Origin of the sequence: Nitratireductor sp. GCM10026969 (genome assembly GCF_042660605.1) — a bacterium.
Classification (GTDB): domain Bacteria; phylum Pseudomonadota; class Alphaproteobacteria; order Rhizobiales; family Rhizobiaceae; genus Chelativorans.
Window position 1 is genome coordinate 1 of the sequence record NZ_JBHSUM010000102.1, and the last position, 14,708, is coordinate 14,708.

The window sequence follows — 14,708 nt, forward strand, 5'->3', positions numbered from 1 at the left end:
CGTGCTCGGCACGGCGCCGCGCGTCGCGGTCGAGGCCGCCGCGCGGCTCGGCTGGGACGGCATCATCGGCGAGAACGGCGCCTTCATCGGCATGGAAGGTTTCGGCGCCAGCGCGCCGGCGGCCGATCTCTACCGGCATTTCAACATCACTGAGGCAGCCGTGGCCGAGGCGGCCCTGCGGCTCGTCCAGGACCGGCGGTTCGTGCCGCGATGAATGGATCTGGCCGCATGCACGCATCGTGCGGCGCAAACGAAGCGATGACAGAGGAGGCCTGACCGTGGCGCTGATTACGCTCAGACAATTGCTCGACCACGCCGCCGAACACGGCTACGGCGTGCCGGCGTTCAACATCAACAACATGGAACAGGGCCTCGCCATCATGGAGGCGGCCAGGGCCTGCGACGCGCCGGTCATCATGCAGGCCTCGCGCGGGGCGCGCTCCTACGCCGGCGACATCATGCTTTCGCGGATGATCGCCGCGCTCGCCGAGATGTATCCGGCAATCCCCATCTGCCTGCATCAGGACCATGGCAATGATGACGCCACCTGCCTTTCCGCCATCCGGCACGGCTTCACCTCGGTGATGATGGACGGCTCGCTGATGGCGGACGCCAATACGCCGGCGAGCTACGACTACAATGTCGAGATCACCGGGCGCGTGGCGCGGATGGCCCACTGGGTCGGCGCCTCGGTCGAGGGCGAGCTGGGCGTGCTCGGCTCGCTGGAGACCGGAGAGAGCGAGGCCGAGGACGGGCACGGCGCGGAGGGCAAGCTCTCGCACGACCAGCTGCTCACCGATCCCGACCAGGCGGTCGATTTCGTCACCGCGACGCATGTGGACGCGCTGGCGATCGCCTGCGGCACCTCGCACGGCGCCTACAAGTTCACGCGCCGGCCGGACGGCGACATCCTCGCCATGCACGTGATCGAGTCGATCAACGAGAAGCTGCCCGACACGCATCTCGTCATGCACGGCTCCTCCTCCGTGCCGCAGGAGCTTCAGGACGTGATCAACCGCCATGGCGGCGAGATGCCCCAGACCTACGGCGTGCCGGTCGAGGAGATCGAGCGTGGCATCCGCCACGGGGTGCGCAAGGTGAATATCGACACCGACTGCCGCATGGCGATGACCGGGCAGTTCCGCCGCATCGCGAGGGAGAACCCGGCCGAGTTCGACCCGCGCAAGTTCATGAAGCCGGCGATGGACGCGCTGCGCGACCTCTGCCGCGACCGCTTCGAGCGCTTCGGAACCGCCGGCCGCGCCGCGAAGATCAAGGTGATCCCCCTGGACGAGATGGCAAAGCGCTATGCCGCCGGCCAGCTCGATCCGCAAATCGCAACCGCCAAGGCCGCCTGAGCAAGCGACCGACACAAGAAGAGGACCAGTGCCATGGCTGACACGACAAAGACCGTCACCGGAGCCGAGCGCTACAAAGCCGGCGTCATGCAATACAAGAAGATGGGCTATTGGGAGCCCGACTACGAGCCGAAGGACACGGATATCATCTCCCTCTTCCGCATCACGCCGCAAGATGGCGTCGATCCGATCGAGGCGGCGGCGGCGGTGGCGGGCGAATCCTCGACGGCCACCTGGACGGTGGTGTGGACCGACCGGCTGACGGCCTGCGAGAAATACCGCGCCAAGGCCTACCGCGTCGATCCGGTTCCCAACGCGCCGGGCCAGTACTTCGCCTACATCGCCTACGACCTCGACCTGTTCGAGCCGGGCTCCATCGCCAACCTGACGGCGTCGATCATCGGCAACGTCTTCGGCTTCAAGCCCCTGAAGGCGCTGCGGCTCGAGGACATGCGCCTGCCGGTGGCCTATGTGAAGACCTTCCAGGGCCCGGCGACCGGCATCGTGGTGGAGCGCGAACGCCTCGACAAGTTCGGCCGGCCGCTGCTCGGCGCGACGGTCAAGCCGAAGCTGGGCCTTTCGGGCCGCAACTATGGCCGCGTCGTCTACGAGGCGCTGAAGGGCGGGCTCGACTTCACCAAGGACGACGAGAACATCAACTCGCAGCCCTTTATGCATTGGCGTGACCGGTTCCTCTACTGCATGGAGGCGGTCAACAAGGCGCAGGCTGAGACCGGCGAGGCCAAGGGAACCTATCTCAACGTCACCGCCGCCACCATGGAGGACATGTACGAGCGCGCGGAACTGGCGAAGGAGCTCGGCTCCTGCATCGTCATGATCGATCTCGTGATCGGCTACACCGCCATCCAGTCGATGGCGAAGTGGGCGCGCAAGAACGACATGGTTCTGCATCTGCACCGCGCAGGCCACTCGACCTACACCCGGCAGAAGAGCCACGGCGTCTCCTTCCGCGTCATCGCCAAGTGGATGCGCCTTGCCGGCGTCGATCACATCCATGCGGGAACCGTGGTCGGCAAGCTGGAAGGCGATCCGGCCACAACGAAGGGCTACTACGACGTCTGCCGCGAGGAGTTCAATCCGATGCGGCTGGAAAACGGCATCTTCTTCGACCAGAACTGGGCCTCGCTCAACAAGCTGATGCCGGTGGCCTCGGGCGGCATCCATGCCGGCCAGATGCACCAACTCCTCGACCTTCTGGGCGAGGATGTGGTGCTCCAGTTCGGCGGCGGCACGATCGGCCATCCGATGGGGATCGCCGCGGGCGCGACCGCAAACCGCGTGGCGCTGGAGGCGATGATCATGGCCCGCAACGAAGGCCGCGACTACGTCAACGAAGGGCCGGAGATCCTGGAGGCTGCGGCGCGCCACTGCCTGCCGCTCAAGCAGGCGCTCGAGACCTGGAAAGACGTCACCTTCAACTACGCTTCGACCGACTCGCCGGACTTCGTCCCGGTCGCAACCGCAGCGGCGTAGAGACCATGGCGACGTTCCTGATTGCGCTCACGCTGGCCCTGATCCTCTCACCGTTCACGTGGGAGAGAAATGCCGCCGTGGCCCTCCGGCCCGCCGCCTGGCCGCGTCACCCCAATCAGCCGCAAAGCGGCTGCCGAGAGAGCCGAATGCACCGGTCGCAGATGAAGTGATCCGGTCCAATTCAAGAAGATGGAGAACTCGATCATGCGCATGACACAAGGAGCCTTCTCATTCCTCCCCGATCTGACCGAAGACCAGATCCGGGCGCAGGTGCAGTACTGCATCGACAATGGCTGGGCCGTGAGCCTGGAGTTCACGGACGATCCGCACCCCCGCAACACCTATTGGGACATGTGGGGCCATCCGATGTTCGACAACCCCGACGCGGCAGCGCTCATCATGGAGCTCGATCAGTGCCGCAAGGTCTATGGCGACCGCTACATCCGCGTGGTGGCATTCGACGCCACCCATGGATGGGAGTCGGTGAAGCTCTCCTTCATCGTCAACCGGCCGGCCGAGGAGCCGGGCTACCGGCTGGAGCGCGAGGAGATCGGCGGCCGCATGCTCCGCTACACGACGAAGCCCTACGCGGCGGACCGGCCGGCGGGAAACAGGTACGCGTGAGGTAACCCCTCCCCGCTCGTCATCCCGGAAGACGGAGCGGTAGCGGAGGCTGTCCGGGATCCATTCCGAAACATGGCCGTGTCACGGAATGGATCCCGGCTCGCGGCGCAAGCCGCGAACATGAACAACGACAACTGCACCCGAAAGGCAGGAGATTTCCATGTCGGCAGCAGCAATCACCGAAGAGACACCGCAAGAACTTCCCACCGCTGTCGATCTGCACGCGGAGTTCGAGGCTTCCGGCGTCAAGGATGTGCTGGCAGAGCTCGACCGCGACCTGATCGGCCTGGCGCCGGTGAAGAAACGCATCCGCGAGACGGCGGCGCTTCTGCTCGTGGAGCGCGCCCGCCGCAGCATGGGGCTGGCGCATGAAACGCCGACGCTGCACATGAGCTTCACCGGTAATCCCGGCACCGGCAAGACGACCGTGGCGCTGAGAATGGCCGACCTGCTGCACCGCCTCGGCTACATCCGCAAGGGCCATCTCGTCTCGGTGACGCGCGACGATCTGGTGGGGCAATATATCGGCCATACCGCGCCGAAGACGAAGGAGATCCTCAAGAAGGCCATGGGCGGCGTCCTGTTCATCGACGAGGCCTATTACCTTTACCGGCCCGAGAACGAGCGCGACTACGGACAGGAAGCGATCGAGATCCTGCTGCAGGTGATGGAGAACCAGCGAGACGACCTCGTCGTCATCCTGGCCGGTTACGGCAGCCGCATGGACCGCTTCTTCGAGAGCAATCCGGGTTTCCGCTCGCGTATTGCCCACCACATCGATTTTCCCGATTATGAGAGCGAGGAACTGGTCCGGATTGCGGAGAAGATGCTGGAGCAGCAGAGTTACCGCTTCGACGAAACCGGCTTGAAGGCCATGCGCGATTATATCCGCAGGCGCAGGCAGCAGCCGCACTTCGCCAACGCGCGCTCGATCCGCAATGCGCTCGACCGCGCGCGGCTGCGCCAGGCGAACCGTCTGTTCCAGACCGCGGACGGCCCCGTCGGCGCCGACGCCCTTTCGACCATTTCGGATGAGGACATCCGGGCGAGCCGCGTCTTCGAGGCTGAAGCGCAGGAGACGACATGACGAGGCAAACCATCATCGCGCCGTCGGTGCTTTCGGCGAACTTTTCCCGCCTTGGCGAGGAGGTCGAAGCGGTGGCCGGCGCCGGCGCGGACTGGATCCATCTCGACGTGATGGACGGCCATTTCGTGCCCAACATCACCTTCGGCCCACCGGTGGTGAAAGCGATCCGCGGCCGCACGGACAAGGTGTTCGACTGCCATCTGATGATCGCGCCGGCCGATCCCTACATAGCCGCCTTCGCCGATGCCGGCTGCGACATCATCACCGTTCATGCCGAGGCCGGCCCGCATCTCGACCGCTCGCTGCAAGCGATCAAGGCGCTCGGCAAGAGGGCCGGCGTCTCGCTCAATCCCGCGACGCCCGAAGGCGTGATCGAATATGTGCTCGACCGCCTCGACCTCATCCTCCTGATGACAGTCAATCCCGGCTTCGGCGGGCAGGCCTTCATCCCGGCGGTGCTCGAGAAGATCCGCCGCGTGCGCGCCATGGTGGGCGACCGCCCGATCGATATCCAGGTCGACGGAGGCATCGCACCGGAGACCGCGGGTGCGGTGGCCGCGGCCGGCGCCAACGTGCTGGTGGCCGGCTCCGCCGTCTTCCGCGGCGGCACGGCGGAGGCTTATCGGAGCAATATGGACGCCCTGCGCCAGGCGGCGCAGGATGGGTTGCGGGAGGCGGCGTAAGCCGCCTTCGATTTGATGGCCGCCGGGGTCTGCCTTATCCCCGTCGCGATTGCGCCCCAGCATGCCCTTCGGGCGACGGGGCTTCATCTGTTTTTCCCTGAAGGAAGGAGCACCGATTGATCATGGGCAGGAATATTTTCGACGGACAGCCCCGGGCCGTCCTCTTCGATCTCGACGGAACGCTGATCGATTCGGCTCCCGACATCACCGCCGCCACCAATGAACTGCTCGAGCTCTACGGCCTCGCACCGCTGACGCTTGCCCAGGTCAGGTCCATGATCGGCGAAGGCGTCAAAAAACTGGTCGAGCGCGCCTTCGCCGCCTCCGGCGTGCCGCTTTCGCAGGATCAGCTGGAGGAGGCCAACCGCGCCATGGCCGGTATCTATGCGCGGCACTTGACCGGCCTGACCGAACTCATGCCGGGCGCGGCGGAGACGCTTGCCCAACTGCACGCCTCCGGCATCCGTCTCGGTCTCGTCACCAACAAACCGCAACTTGCGGCCCGTTCCGTCCTCCTGCATTTCCATCTTGCCGAACGGTTCGGTGCGATCGTCGGCGGCGACGCCGTGGTCCGTGGAAAGCCGTCGCCGGACCCGCTGCTCTTCGCACTGGAACAGCTCGGCGTCCCGCCGGAAGAGGCGCTGATGGTCGGTGACAGTGCGACCGACGTCGCCGCCGCGCGCGCGGCCGGCGTTCCCGTCGTCGTGATCCGTGGGGGCTATACGCCTGTGCCGGTCGAAGAGCTGGATGCCGATCTTGTGTGCGAAGGTCTTGCGGACCTGCCGGCGGCGCTGCGGCACATGCGCAGCGCGGCATGATCTCGGGCGGTGGTATTGATGGCCGCCGCGCGGAGGCGGCGGCCGAAGTGAAAATTTATTCGGAGAATTGAGCGATATAGGCGATCACGTTGGCGAGCGCCTCGTCATCCTTGAGACCGGGAAACGCCATCTTGGTGCCCGGCACCACCTCTCGCGGATTCTTGAGGAACTCTGACATGCTCTCCTCGTCCCAGACGAGGCCGTTTTCTCCGGCCTCGACCATGGCGGTGGAGTATCTGTACCCCTCGACCGTGCCCGCGGTTCTGCCCATCACCCCCTTCAGCGTGGGGCCGACCTTGTTCCTGTCGTCTTCCACATTGTGACAGGCCATGCATTGGGTGAAGGCCTGCTTCCCGGCTTCGGCATCCTGGGCATGAACAGGGCCGGCCAGCGCCATGACCGGCAAAACGAGTGCAATGAATCGCATAGGCATTTCCTCGGTTTTTCTAGGTGCCCTGGTTATGGTGCCCGGGTCGTGATGTCCGTCCGCACCCCTCGCGCCGAGCGTCGAGGTGTGCGGCGGCACTATATGGCAGGCTAGCTTGCGGGGCCAGGAAGTCAACAAAATGAGCGGTGGTTCGGAGCGCGTGCCGAGCGTGTTGACGCCGTGATACCTTGCGCGTAGCTTATTTTGAGATCGGTTTCCCGCCCGGGCACCGTGGGAAACCGTGGCGCCCTCCGCATAGCGCGGAGGCGCACGGGTTTGACTGCGTGATCAACCCAGAGGTGCCAATTGAGCCTGATCGATCTCGTTCTAACGGTTTGCCTGGTGGCAAACACGAATGCGTGTCGCACCGAGCACATCTACTTCGAGCACACCGGCTCGATGATGCAATGCATGCTGCGCGCCCCGATCTATATAGCGCAATGGACCGAGGATCATCCCGAGTTCCGGGTCGTGCGCTGGCACTGCTCGGTCCCAGAGTACACGGACATCTAGAGGCTGTTACGGACTTTGGACGGAGGCTGCGTTGGGCATGGAAGGCCGGATGTCGGAAGAAGAACGCGGCCGGCATGATACGTACCGGCAAGGCCTTCGAAGCGGCAAGCCGGCGCACCCCTCATCCAAGGTCCCTAAGAGTCTCTAAGATACGCTGACGACGGGGAGGAAGACGGCGCATGTATTCGCGACGCGATGTTCTTTATCTGGCGCTTGCCGCACAGGCGGGTCTCGCACTCCGGCCGTATCCGGCAGCCGCGGCCGAGAGGGTCCGGGTGGGCGTGCTGAAATTCGGCACGGTGAGCTGGGCGCTCGACACGATCAAGCATCATGGCTTCGATATCGAGAACGGCATCGATCTCGACATCGTCCATTTCGCCGGGGAGGACGCCTCGAACGTCGCCATGCTGGCAGGCGAAGTCGACATCATCGTCTCCGACTGGCTGTGGGTGTCGCGCCAGCGGGCGATGGGCGACGATCTCACGCTGCTGCCCTATTCCGCCGCCGTGGGGGCGATCATGGTGCGGGAGGACTCCCCGCTCACCACGCTCGCCGACCTGAAGGGCCGGAGAATCGGCATTGCCGGCGGTCCGCTGGACAAAAGCTGGCTTCTCATCCGGGCGGTCGCCCGCCGCGACCACGATCTCGATCTGGCCGGCGAAAACGAGCTCGTCTACGGCGCGCCGCCGCTGCTGGCGGAAAAGGCGATGCAGGGCGAGCTCGATGCGGTGCTGAACTTCTGGCACTACTGCGCGCGACTCGAGGCGAACGGTTTCCGGCGCCTGTTCGGCGCCGACGATGCGATCCGCGCCCTCGGTGCGACCGGCAAGGTTTCGGCGCTCGGCTACGTTTTTCACGAGTCCTGGGCGGCCCGCAATACGGCCGCCATCACCGGCTTCGCCAGGGCCTCGGCGGCGGCGAAGGAACTGCTCGCCACCTCCGATGAAGAGTGGCAGCGCCTGGCGCCGCTCGCGCGTGCACAGGGCAAGGAGTTGGAAAAGCTGCGCGAGCGCTATCGCGAAGGCATCCCAAGGCGCCCGATATCCGACGAAGAGGCCGACGCGGCCAGGCTCTACGACATCCTGGCCGAGATCGGCGGGGAGGCGCTGGTGGGACCCTCCCCTGACATGGCGCCCGGCACCTACTGGACCGGTGTGATGCAATGACGCTCGTGCGTGGTGCACTGCAGGGCGAACGGACGGCCCTGGGCGGCGCGCGGGGTGTCCTGCGGGCCCTGGCGCGGTCTCACCTGCTCACCGTTTTCCTCTCGCTTGCCGGCTTGTGCCTCGTCTGGCAGCTTGCCGCCCACGCCTGGCCGAGCCGGGCGCTGCCGACGCCGCTTGCGGTCTGGGACGCGCTCGTCCGGCAAGCCGCAAGCGGAGAGCTCTTCTTCCATCTCGGCACGACGCTCGGTCGCGTGGTGGCCGCCTTCGTCCTGGCCATGGGGATCGGTACGGTGGTCGGCGTGCTCCTGGGCATGAGCCGGCGCGCCGATCGCTTCTTCAACGCCTGGGTGGTGCTGTTCCTCAACATCCCCGCGCTTGTCGTCATCGTGCTCGCCTATATCTGGTTCGGCCTCAACGAGATCGCCGCCATCGGGGCGGTCGCCGTCAACAAGATTCCCAATGTGGTGGTGACGATGCGCGAGGGCGCGCGGGCGCTGGAGCCGCGCTATGCCGAGATGGCCGCCGTCTACCGGCTGGGGGCGTTCGACCGCGTCCGCCATATCCTCGCTCCCCAGCTTCAGCCCTATTTCGCGGCCGCCGCCCGCTCCGGCATCGCGCTCATCTGGAAGATCGTCCTGGTGGTCGAGCTGCTCGGCCGGCCGAACGGCGTGGGGTTCCAGATCCACCTTTATTTCCAGCTCTTCGACGTGGCGTCGATTCTGGCCTACACGCTGGCCTTCGTCGCCATCATGCTTGTGGTCGAACTACTCCTGGTGCAGCCCTTTGAACGATACTCCACCCGTTGGCGCGGAAGGCCCGCTTAAGGTCGACATCGCCGAAAAGGCATTCCGTTCCGTCGAGGGCGTGCCGCTGGTGGCCATCCGCGACCTGTCCTTCGAAGTCCCGGAAGGGGAGTTCGCGTGCCTCCTCGGCCCGTCTGGCTGCGGCAAGACGACCACGCTGCGCGTCCTTCTCGGCCTCGACAAGGAATTCTCCGGCACGTTCCAGCTCCCCGAAGGCAGCAACGGGCGGGTCGCCGCCGTCTTCCAGGAGCCCACGCTTCTTCCTTGGCGCACGGTGGAGCAGAACGTGCGCCTCGTCCTGCCCGCAAAGGAGCGCGACAAGGACCTCGATTCCCTGTTCCGGAGCCTGGGGCTGACCGCGGTGCGTGCGCTCTACCCGGCGGAGCTGTCGCTGGGGCTTGCCCGTCGCGCGGCTCTGGCGCGGGCCTTCGCCACCGAGCCGGCCGTCCTTTTCCTCGACGAGCCCTTCGTCTCGCTCGACGAGCGGACGGCCGAAAGGTTGCGCCATCTCCTGCTGTCCGTCTGGTCCGCGCGCCGCACGACGGCGTTGATGGTCACGCACAACCTGCGCGAGGCGCTGATGCTGTCAGACCGCATCATCGTGCTTTCGCCGGGACCGGCCCGGGTTCTCGGCACCTTCCTCGTCCGCCTGCCGCGGGAGTACCGCAAGCCGCAGACGATGGAGGATCTCCTGCGTTCCTTTAGGGAAAGGTTCCCCGAGCACCGTTGAGACCGCCGGGCGGCCGCAGACGTGCATTGCCGTCCTGGGTCAGAAGCAGCGCATGTCCGCCTCGGCCTGGGCGCGCCTGAGGTTGGCCGTCGTGTTCCTGGCCGGTGCCGTCTGGCGGAAGATCACCCCTTTCTCGCCGGGGAGCTGTCCCATCCGCTGGAACGTCTCGGCCGCCTCGTATTCCTCGTACGGGATGATCGTGGAGATGACGTCGATCGAACACGAACATCGCTCCAGCGTCTCGCGCGTTTGCCCGTTGGCGATCATGCAGCCGAGCACGTAATCGGCGACCGCGACCGTGGGATAGCTGTTGGCCGCCTGCGCCGAAGCGCCCGGCAGCAGAAGCATGGCCGGCAGGCTGAAGAGGATTGCCTGCATTCCCGTGCGTTTCTTCATCATCGTCCTCCGCTAGAGGGCAGCATGGGAACAAGTCGGCGGCCCCGTCAAGCCGTTTCGCGCCGATGCGGAAAGTTTACAACCGCACAGTCCATGTAAGCACTCTCCTCTTCGCCTGCAGAAAGTGGCCTCCTTCGGGTTTCGCAAGAAAAACACGCGCTTGCGCCAAGTTTTTTCAAGTTGAAGCAATGATTTTCAAGGGATTTTGCGACGCACCAAATCATTGCTGCACTGCAATGTAAAACGCTGAATTTTTTCTCTTGTGTGCCGCGATCTTCTAGCATAACCTTCCCCTGTTTCCGGCTTCAAGGACTTCTCTGTCTTAGGGAGCGGAGTTTGTCTTTCGTAGGCCAAGTGAGGTGGGCAGTTATGGTGCCCGCTGCTCATCTGGCTTAGGTCGTGACACGCTGCCGGAAATACTTCCCCTCACAATATCGCAGACGTGCCTCCTGGGAGGAGTCACACGCGATTGTGGTCTGTGAACGTCGGGAGGATTTCATGCGTGTACTCAAGAGAAATGCCCTCATTCCGCTGACTGTGACAGCTTTGGCCTGTTCCTTCGCTTTTGGAGCCCAGGCCAATGAACAGCTTCAGCAGATGTCGGGCGACGACAAGAACTGGGTGATGCCGACGGGTGACTATGCCAACACCCGCTATTCGGAGCTGGACCAGATCAACAAGGACAATGTCTCGGACCTGCAGGTGAAGTGGACCTTCTCCACAGGTGTTCTGCGCGGCCACGAGGGAGGACCGTTGGTCGTCGACGACGTGATGTACTTCAACACGCCGTTTCCGAACATCGTCTACGCCCTCGACCTCAACGAGGACGGGCGCATCCTGTGGAAATACGAGCCGGAGCAGAATTCCGACGTCATTCCGATCATGTGCTGCGACACGGTCAACCGCGGCGTTGCCTACGCACCCGCGGAAGGCGATCGCCCGGCGCTGATTCTCCAGTACCAGGCCGATACGACGCTGGTCGCCCTCAATGCCGAGACCGGCGAGGTGGCCTGGGAAGTGCAGAACGGCGAGCAGACCGACGGCAGTCTGGCCGAATCGGGAACGTCCGCCCCGATGGTCGTCGGCGACAAGGTCTATGTCGGCATTTCCGGCGGTGAGTTCGGCGTGCGCGGCCACTTCACGGCCTACAATCTGACCGACGGGTCGGAGGCCTGGCGCGCCTATTCGACGGGACCCGACAGCGAGACGCTGATGGACCCGGAGAACACCACGCATCTGGGCGAGCCGGTCGGAGCCGATTCCGGCGTCACCACGTGGGAAGGCGACCAGTGGCAACAGGGTGGCGGGACCACCTGGGGCTGGTACGCGTATGATCCGGAGCTCAACCTCGTTTATTACGGCACCGGCAACCCCTCGACGTGGAACCCGGCGCAGCGCCCCGGCGACAATGCCTGGTCGATGACCATCTTCGCGCGTGACGCCGATACCGGCATGGCCAAGTGGGTCTACCAGATGACGCCCCACGACGAGTGGGACTATGACGGCGTCAATGAGAACATCCTTGTCGACGGCATGGAGATCGACGGCGAGTCACGCAACGTGCTGGTGCACTTCGATCGTAACGGCTTCGCCTATACGCTCGACCGCGAGACCGGCGAGCTTCTCGTCGCCGAGAAGTACGACCCGACGGTCAACTGGGCGACCCATGTGGAGATGGATCCCAACAGCGACCAGTACGGGCGTCCGCAGGTGGTCGCGGAGTATTCGACCGATCAGAACGGCGAGGATACCAACACGACGGGTATCTGCCCGGCGGCCCTCGGAACCAAGGACCAGCAGCCGGCGGCCTATTCGCCCAAGACCGGTCTCTTCTACGTGCCGACGAACCATGTCTGCATGGATTACGAGCCCTATCGGGTGAGCTACACGGCCGGACAGCCTTATGTCGGCGCGACGGTGTCGATGTATCCCACGCCCGACAGCCATGGCGGCATGGGCAACTTCATCGCCTGGGACGCTGCCAAGGGTGAGATCGTCTGGTCGATCCCCGAGCGTTTCTCGGTGTGGTCGGGTGCGCTCGCCACGGCCGGCGACGTGGTGTTCTACGGCACGCTCGAAGGCTACATCAAGGCCGTCGATACGGAAGGCAACGAGCTCTATAGGTTCAAGACTCCCTCCGGCATCATCGGCAACATCAACACCTACGAGCACGACGGCAAGCAGTACATCGCGGTGCTGTCGGGTGTCGGCGGATGGGCTGGTATCGGCCTGGCCGGCGGCCTGCTGCAAGCCGAAGGCGCTGAAGCCTGGCAGACGGCCGTGGCCGGCGAACGGGCTCCGACCGATGAGGAAACGGCGATCGGAACCGCCGGTCTCGGTGCGGTCGGTGGTTATGCCGCCCTGGCCGACTACACTACCTTGGGTGGTCAGCTGACGGTGTTCGGCCTTCCGGACTGATCCGGCAGACCGAGATGAACGGCCCCGCAAGGGGCGGTAAATCGGGAGAGTTCGGATCGCACCGGTGCCGTATCCGGACTCTCCCACCTCAAGACAAGCGAGATAGGGAGCCCCCTCTGCGCCGGAACGACGTGCGCAGTGCCAGTGGCTGAACAAGAGGTCCTCAATGGCAGTTCGTATTGCACTCTCGGCCTTCGCCGCCACATTGCTCACCCTGGGTGTCGCCCACGGCCAGGACGGCCGGGACACCAAGGAGAAGGCGGCGGCCGTGAGCGAGGAAGACGGCAAGTATTTCGACGCGAACGGCGTCCCGACCTTCAACATCCAGGACGATGGAACGGTCGACTGGTACACCTACAGCGGATACCGCCGCTATCACGGCGAATGCCATACCTGCCACGGGCCTGACGGCGTGGGATCGTCCTATGCGCCTGCCCTCGTCGATTCGCTGAAGACGATGGATTACGGCACTTTCCTGTCGGTGGTGGCACAGGGTCGCAAGGATCTCGGCGCCGGCAAGGAAAACGTCATGCCGGCCTTCGGCGACAACAAGAACGTCTACTGCTTCATGGACGACATCTACGTCTATCTCAGGGCGCGGGCCGTGGGCGGCATCCCGCGCGGGCGGCCTCCCAAGAAGGAGGACAAGCCCGAGGCCGCCCGAGAATTTGAAGCAAGCTGCATGGAGGGATGACCGTGTCGGACCGCAGGTTCTCCCGCATCGCCGTGACGCTCTGCCTGCCCGTTCTGGCGACGGCGGCTGCCCTCGGGGTGAGCGCTTCCCGGGCGGCCGGACCGAGCGCGGCCTGGGAGCTGGTCGACCCGGATCACCTGCGCGTTTGCGCGGACCCCTCCAACATGCCCTTCACGGACGAAAGCGAGGAGGGTTTCGAAAACAAGCTTGCCGAACTGGTCGCCGAGAAGCTCGGGCGCGAGAGCGTCCGCTATGAATGGTTCCCGATGGCGACCGGTTTCGTGCGCAACACGCTGCGGTCCAACCGCTGCGACGTGATCATGGGCTATGCTCAGGGCGATGAGCTCGTGCAGAACACGAACGCTTATTACCGCTCCGCCTATGTGCTGATCTACAAGAAGGGCGACGGCCTCGACGGCGTGGAAACGATCGAGGACGGCAAGCTTGCAGGCAAGCGGATCGGCATTGTCCAGGGCACGCCGCCGTCCAGCAACATCGCCGCGGCGGGGCTGATCAAGAACGCCAAGGTCTACCCGCTGATGGTGGATACTCGCTTTGCGCCCAGTGTCGCCGAAACCATGGTTGCGGATCTTGTCGAGGGCAAGATCGACGCGGCCGCGGTCTGGGGGCCGATGGCGGGCTATTACGTGAAACAGGCGGATGCCGATCTCGTTATGGTGCCCCTCGTCAAGGAACAAACCGGTTCGCGGATGACTTACCGCATCACCATGGGCGTGCGGCCCTCGGACCAGGAATGGAAGCGGACGCTCAACCGGTTCATCCGGGACAATCAGGACGAGATCAATCGCATTCTGCTCGAATATAACGTCCCGTTGCTGGATGAGCAAAATCAAGAGATTACGCAGTAATGTGGGAGCATGTGAAAAGGAGGTGAGCGCGTACGGTGTTTGTTTTATAGTGTTTGAGAACCTATATATTCATTTGTCCATTTTTGCGAGGAAGTGGACCCGCTATTGCAAAGGTGCTCTGCAGTGGCGGCAAGCAACCGGTGACTTCGGTCGTCAGCAATAGGAGGAAACTCATGAAGAAGAATTGGAAGAAACCTTCCATGTGCCAGGTGCCGGCCGGCATGGAAATCTCGCGGTATCTCCCGGCTGAGATCGCTCCCAAGAAGTAAGCTGCGGTGCGCGTGCCCGTGAGGGCACGCGCATTTTCTCGCAGAGGGAAGGTCCTGCGCTTGGCGTCAATGGCGTACTGCGCCGTGGGTGCCAAGCGGTTTTTGCTCTTTTCGCGAAACGGAGAAGGATGCGCCTCAAGATCATCGGATCGGCGGCGGGTGGCGGCTTTCCCCAGTGGAACTGCAATTACCGGCTAAGCCGCGCCGCGCGAACCGGCGCCCAGAGCGTGCGCGCACGCACCCAGTCGAGCCTCGCCGCCTCGGCCGACGGCAAGCGCTGGGTTCTCTTCAATGCTTCGCCCGACATCCGGCAGCAGATCGCCGAAACGCCCGAACTGCAGCCGGCCGCGGATGGCCCG

Annotated in this window: 17 protein-coding genes and 1 pseudogene; 16 read left to right on the top strand and 2 right to left on the bottom strand. The window is 64.4% G+C overall.

Annotated elements, in window-relative coordinates; genetic code table 11:
- From ACFP9U_RS17710 to gph, 8 genes are all read left to right on the top strand, one after another.
- On the top strand, window positions 1-214 hold a 214-nt coding region (locus ACFP9U_RS17710), incomplete at its 5' end, for a transketolase-like TK C-terminal-containing protein (protein WP_378623481.1).
- A gap of 64 nt (window positions 215-278) precedes the next feature.
- A complete protein-coding gene (gene fba / locus ACFP9U_RS17715; RefSeq protein WP_378623482.1) occupies window positions 279-1,358 on the top strand; it encodes a class II fructose-bisphosphate aldolase in 1,080 nt (359 codons plus the stop codon).
- A 33-nt stretch (window positions 1,359-1,391) separates the two neighbouring features.
- Entirely contained in the window at window positions 1,392-2,852 is a 1,461-nt protein-coding gene (locus ACFP9U_RS17720) for a form I ribulose bisphosphate carboxylase large subunit (RefSeq protein ID WP_378623484.1), read from the top strand.
- A gap of 5 nt (window positions 2,853-2,857) precedes the next feature.
- Window positions 2,858-3,022 (top strand): hypothetical protein, encoded by a 165-nt coding sequence (locus ACFP9U_RS17725; protein WP_378623486.1) that lies wholly within the window; start codon window positions 2,858-2,860, stop codon window positions 3,020-3,022.
- 34 nt (window positions 3,023-3,056) lie between these two features.
- Window positions 3,057-3,476: a ribulose bisphosphate carboxylase small subunit gene (locus ACFP9U_RS17730; RefSeq protein ID WP_378623489.1), complete on the top strand. Its 420-nt coding sequence runs from the start codon at window positions 3,057-3,059 to the stop codon at window positions 3,474-3,476.
- Between the two features lie 160 nt (window positions 3,477-3,636).
- A complete protein-coding gene (cbbX, locus tag ACFP9U_RS17735) occupies window positions 3,637-4,563 on the top strand; it encodes a CbbX protein (RefSeq protein ID WP_378623490.1) in 927 nt (308 codons plus the stop codon).
- A complete protein-coding gene (rpe, locus tag ACFP9U_RS17740; protein ID WP_378623492.1) occupies window positions 4,560-5,246 on the top strand; it encodes a ribulose-phosphate 3-epimerase in 687 nt (228 codons plus the stop codon). The genes cbbX and rpe overlap by 4 nt, the downstream gene beginning before the upstream one ends.
- Window positions 5,247-5,368: 122 nt before the next feature.
- Window positions 5,369-6,064 (top strand): phosphoglycolate phosphatase, encoded by a 696-nt coding sequence (gph, locus tag ACFP9U_RS17745; RefSeq protein WP_378623493.1) that lies wholly within the window; start codon window positions 5,369-5,371, stop codon window positions 6,062-6,064.
- Window positions 6,065-6,119: 55 nt separating this feature from the next.
- On the opposite strand, the gene ACFP9U_RS17750 is transcribed toward gph, so the two are convergent.
- On the bottom strand, window positions 6,120-6,491 hold the full coding sequence (locus tag ACFP9U_RS17750; protein WP_378623495.1) for a c-type cytochrome: 372 nt from the start codon (window positions 6,489-6,491) through the stop codon (window positions 6,120-6,122).
- Window positions 6,492-6,833: 342 nt separating this feature from the next.
- On the opposite strand from ACFP9U_RS17750, the gene ACFP9U_RS17755 reads away from it, so the two are divergent.
- The 4 genes from ACFP9U_RS17755 to ACFP9U_RS17770 all read left to right on the top strand — a co-directional run bounded on the left by ACFP9U_RS17755 (window position 6,834) and on the right by ACFP9U_RS17770 (window position 9,703).
- A complete protein-coding gene (locus ACFP9U_RS17755) occupies window positions 6,834-7,004 on the top strand; it encodes a hypothetical protein (RefSeq protein ID WP_378623496.1) in 171 nt (56 codons plus the stop codon).
- A gap of 179 nt (window positions 7,005-7,183) precedes the next feature.
- Entirely contained in the window at window positions 7,184-8,170 is a 987-nt protein-coding gene (locus tag ACFP9U_RS17760; RefSeq protein ID WP_378623498.1) for an ABC transporter substrate-binding protein, read from the top strand.
- Entirely contained in the window at window positions 8,167-8,994 is an 828-nt protein-coding gene (locus tag ACFP9U_RS17765; protein ID WP_378623499.1) for an ABC transporter permease, read from the top strand. The genes ACFP9U_RS17760 and ACFP9U_RS17765 overlap by 4 nt, the downstream gene beginning before the upstream one ends.
- Window positions 8,954-9,703, top strand: a complete 750-nt coding sequence (locus ACFP9U_RS17770; protein WP_378623501.1) for an ABC transporter ATP-binding protein — start codon at window positions 8,954-8,956, stop codon at window positions 9,701-9,703. Before ACFP9U_RS17765 ends, ACFP9U_RS17770 begins: the two co-directional genes overlap by 41 nt.
- A 39-nt stretch (window positions 9,704-9,742) precedes the next feature.
- On the opposite strand, the gene ACFP9U_RS17775 is transcribed toward ACFP9U_RS17770, so the two are convergent.
- A complete protein-coding gene (locus tag ACFP9U_RS17775) occupies window positions 9,743-10,051 on the bottom strand; it encodes a hypothetical protein (RefSeq protein WP_378623507.1) in 309 nt (102 codons plus the stop codon).
- Between the two features lie 546 nt (window positions 10,052-10,597).
- Here ACFP9U_RS17775 and ACFP9U_RS17780 point away from each other — a divergent pair.
- From ACFP9U_RS17780 to ACFP9U_RS17795, 4 genes and pseudogenes are all read left to right on the top strand, one after another.
- Window positions 10,598-12,517 carry a methanol/ethanol family PQQ-dependent dehydrogenase gene (locus ACFP9U_RS17780; RefSeq protein ID WP_378623502.1) on the top strand — a complete coding sequence of 640 codons (1,920 nt, stop codon included), beginning with the start codon at window positions 10,598-10,600 and terminating at the stop codon, window positions 12,515-12,517.
- A gap of 166 nt (window positions 12,518-12,683) precedes the next feature.
- On the top strand, window positions 12,684-13,211 hold the full coding sequence (locus ACFP9U_RS17785; RefSeq protein ID WP_378623504.1) for a c-type cytochrome, methanol metabolism-related: 528 nt from the start codon (window positions 12,684-12,686) through the stop codon (window positions 13,209-13,211).
- A complete protein-coding gene (locus ACFP9U_RS17790) occupies window positions 13,208-14,080 on the top strand; it encodes a substrate-binding domain-containing protein (protein WP_378623505.1) in 873 nt (290 codons plus the stop codon). Before ACFP9U_RS17785 ends, ACFP9U_RS17790 begins: the two co-directional genes overlap by 4 nt.
- A gap of 397 nt (window positions 14,081-14,477) precedes the next feature.
- Window positions 14,478-14,708: pseudogene (locus ACFP9U_RS17795) on the top strand (pyrroloquinoline quinone biosynthesis protein B); the annotation flags it as partial.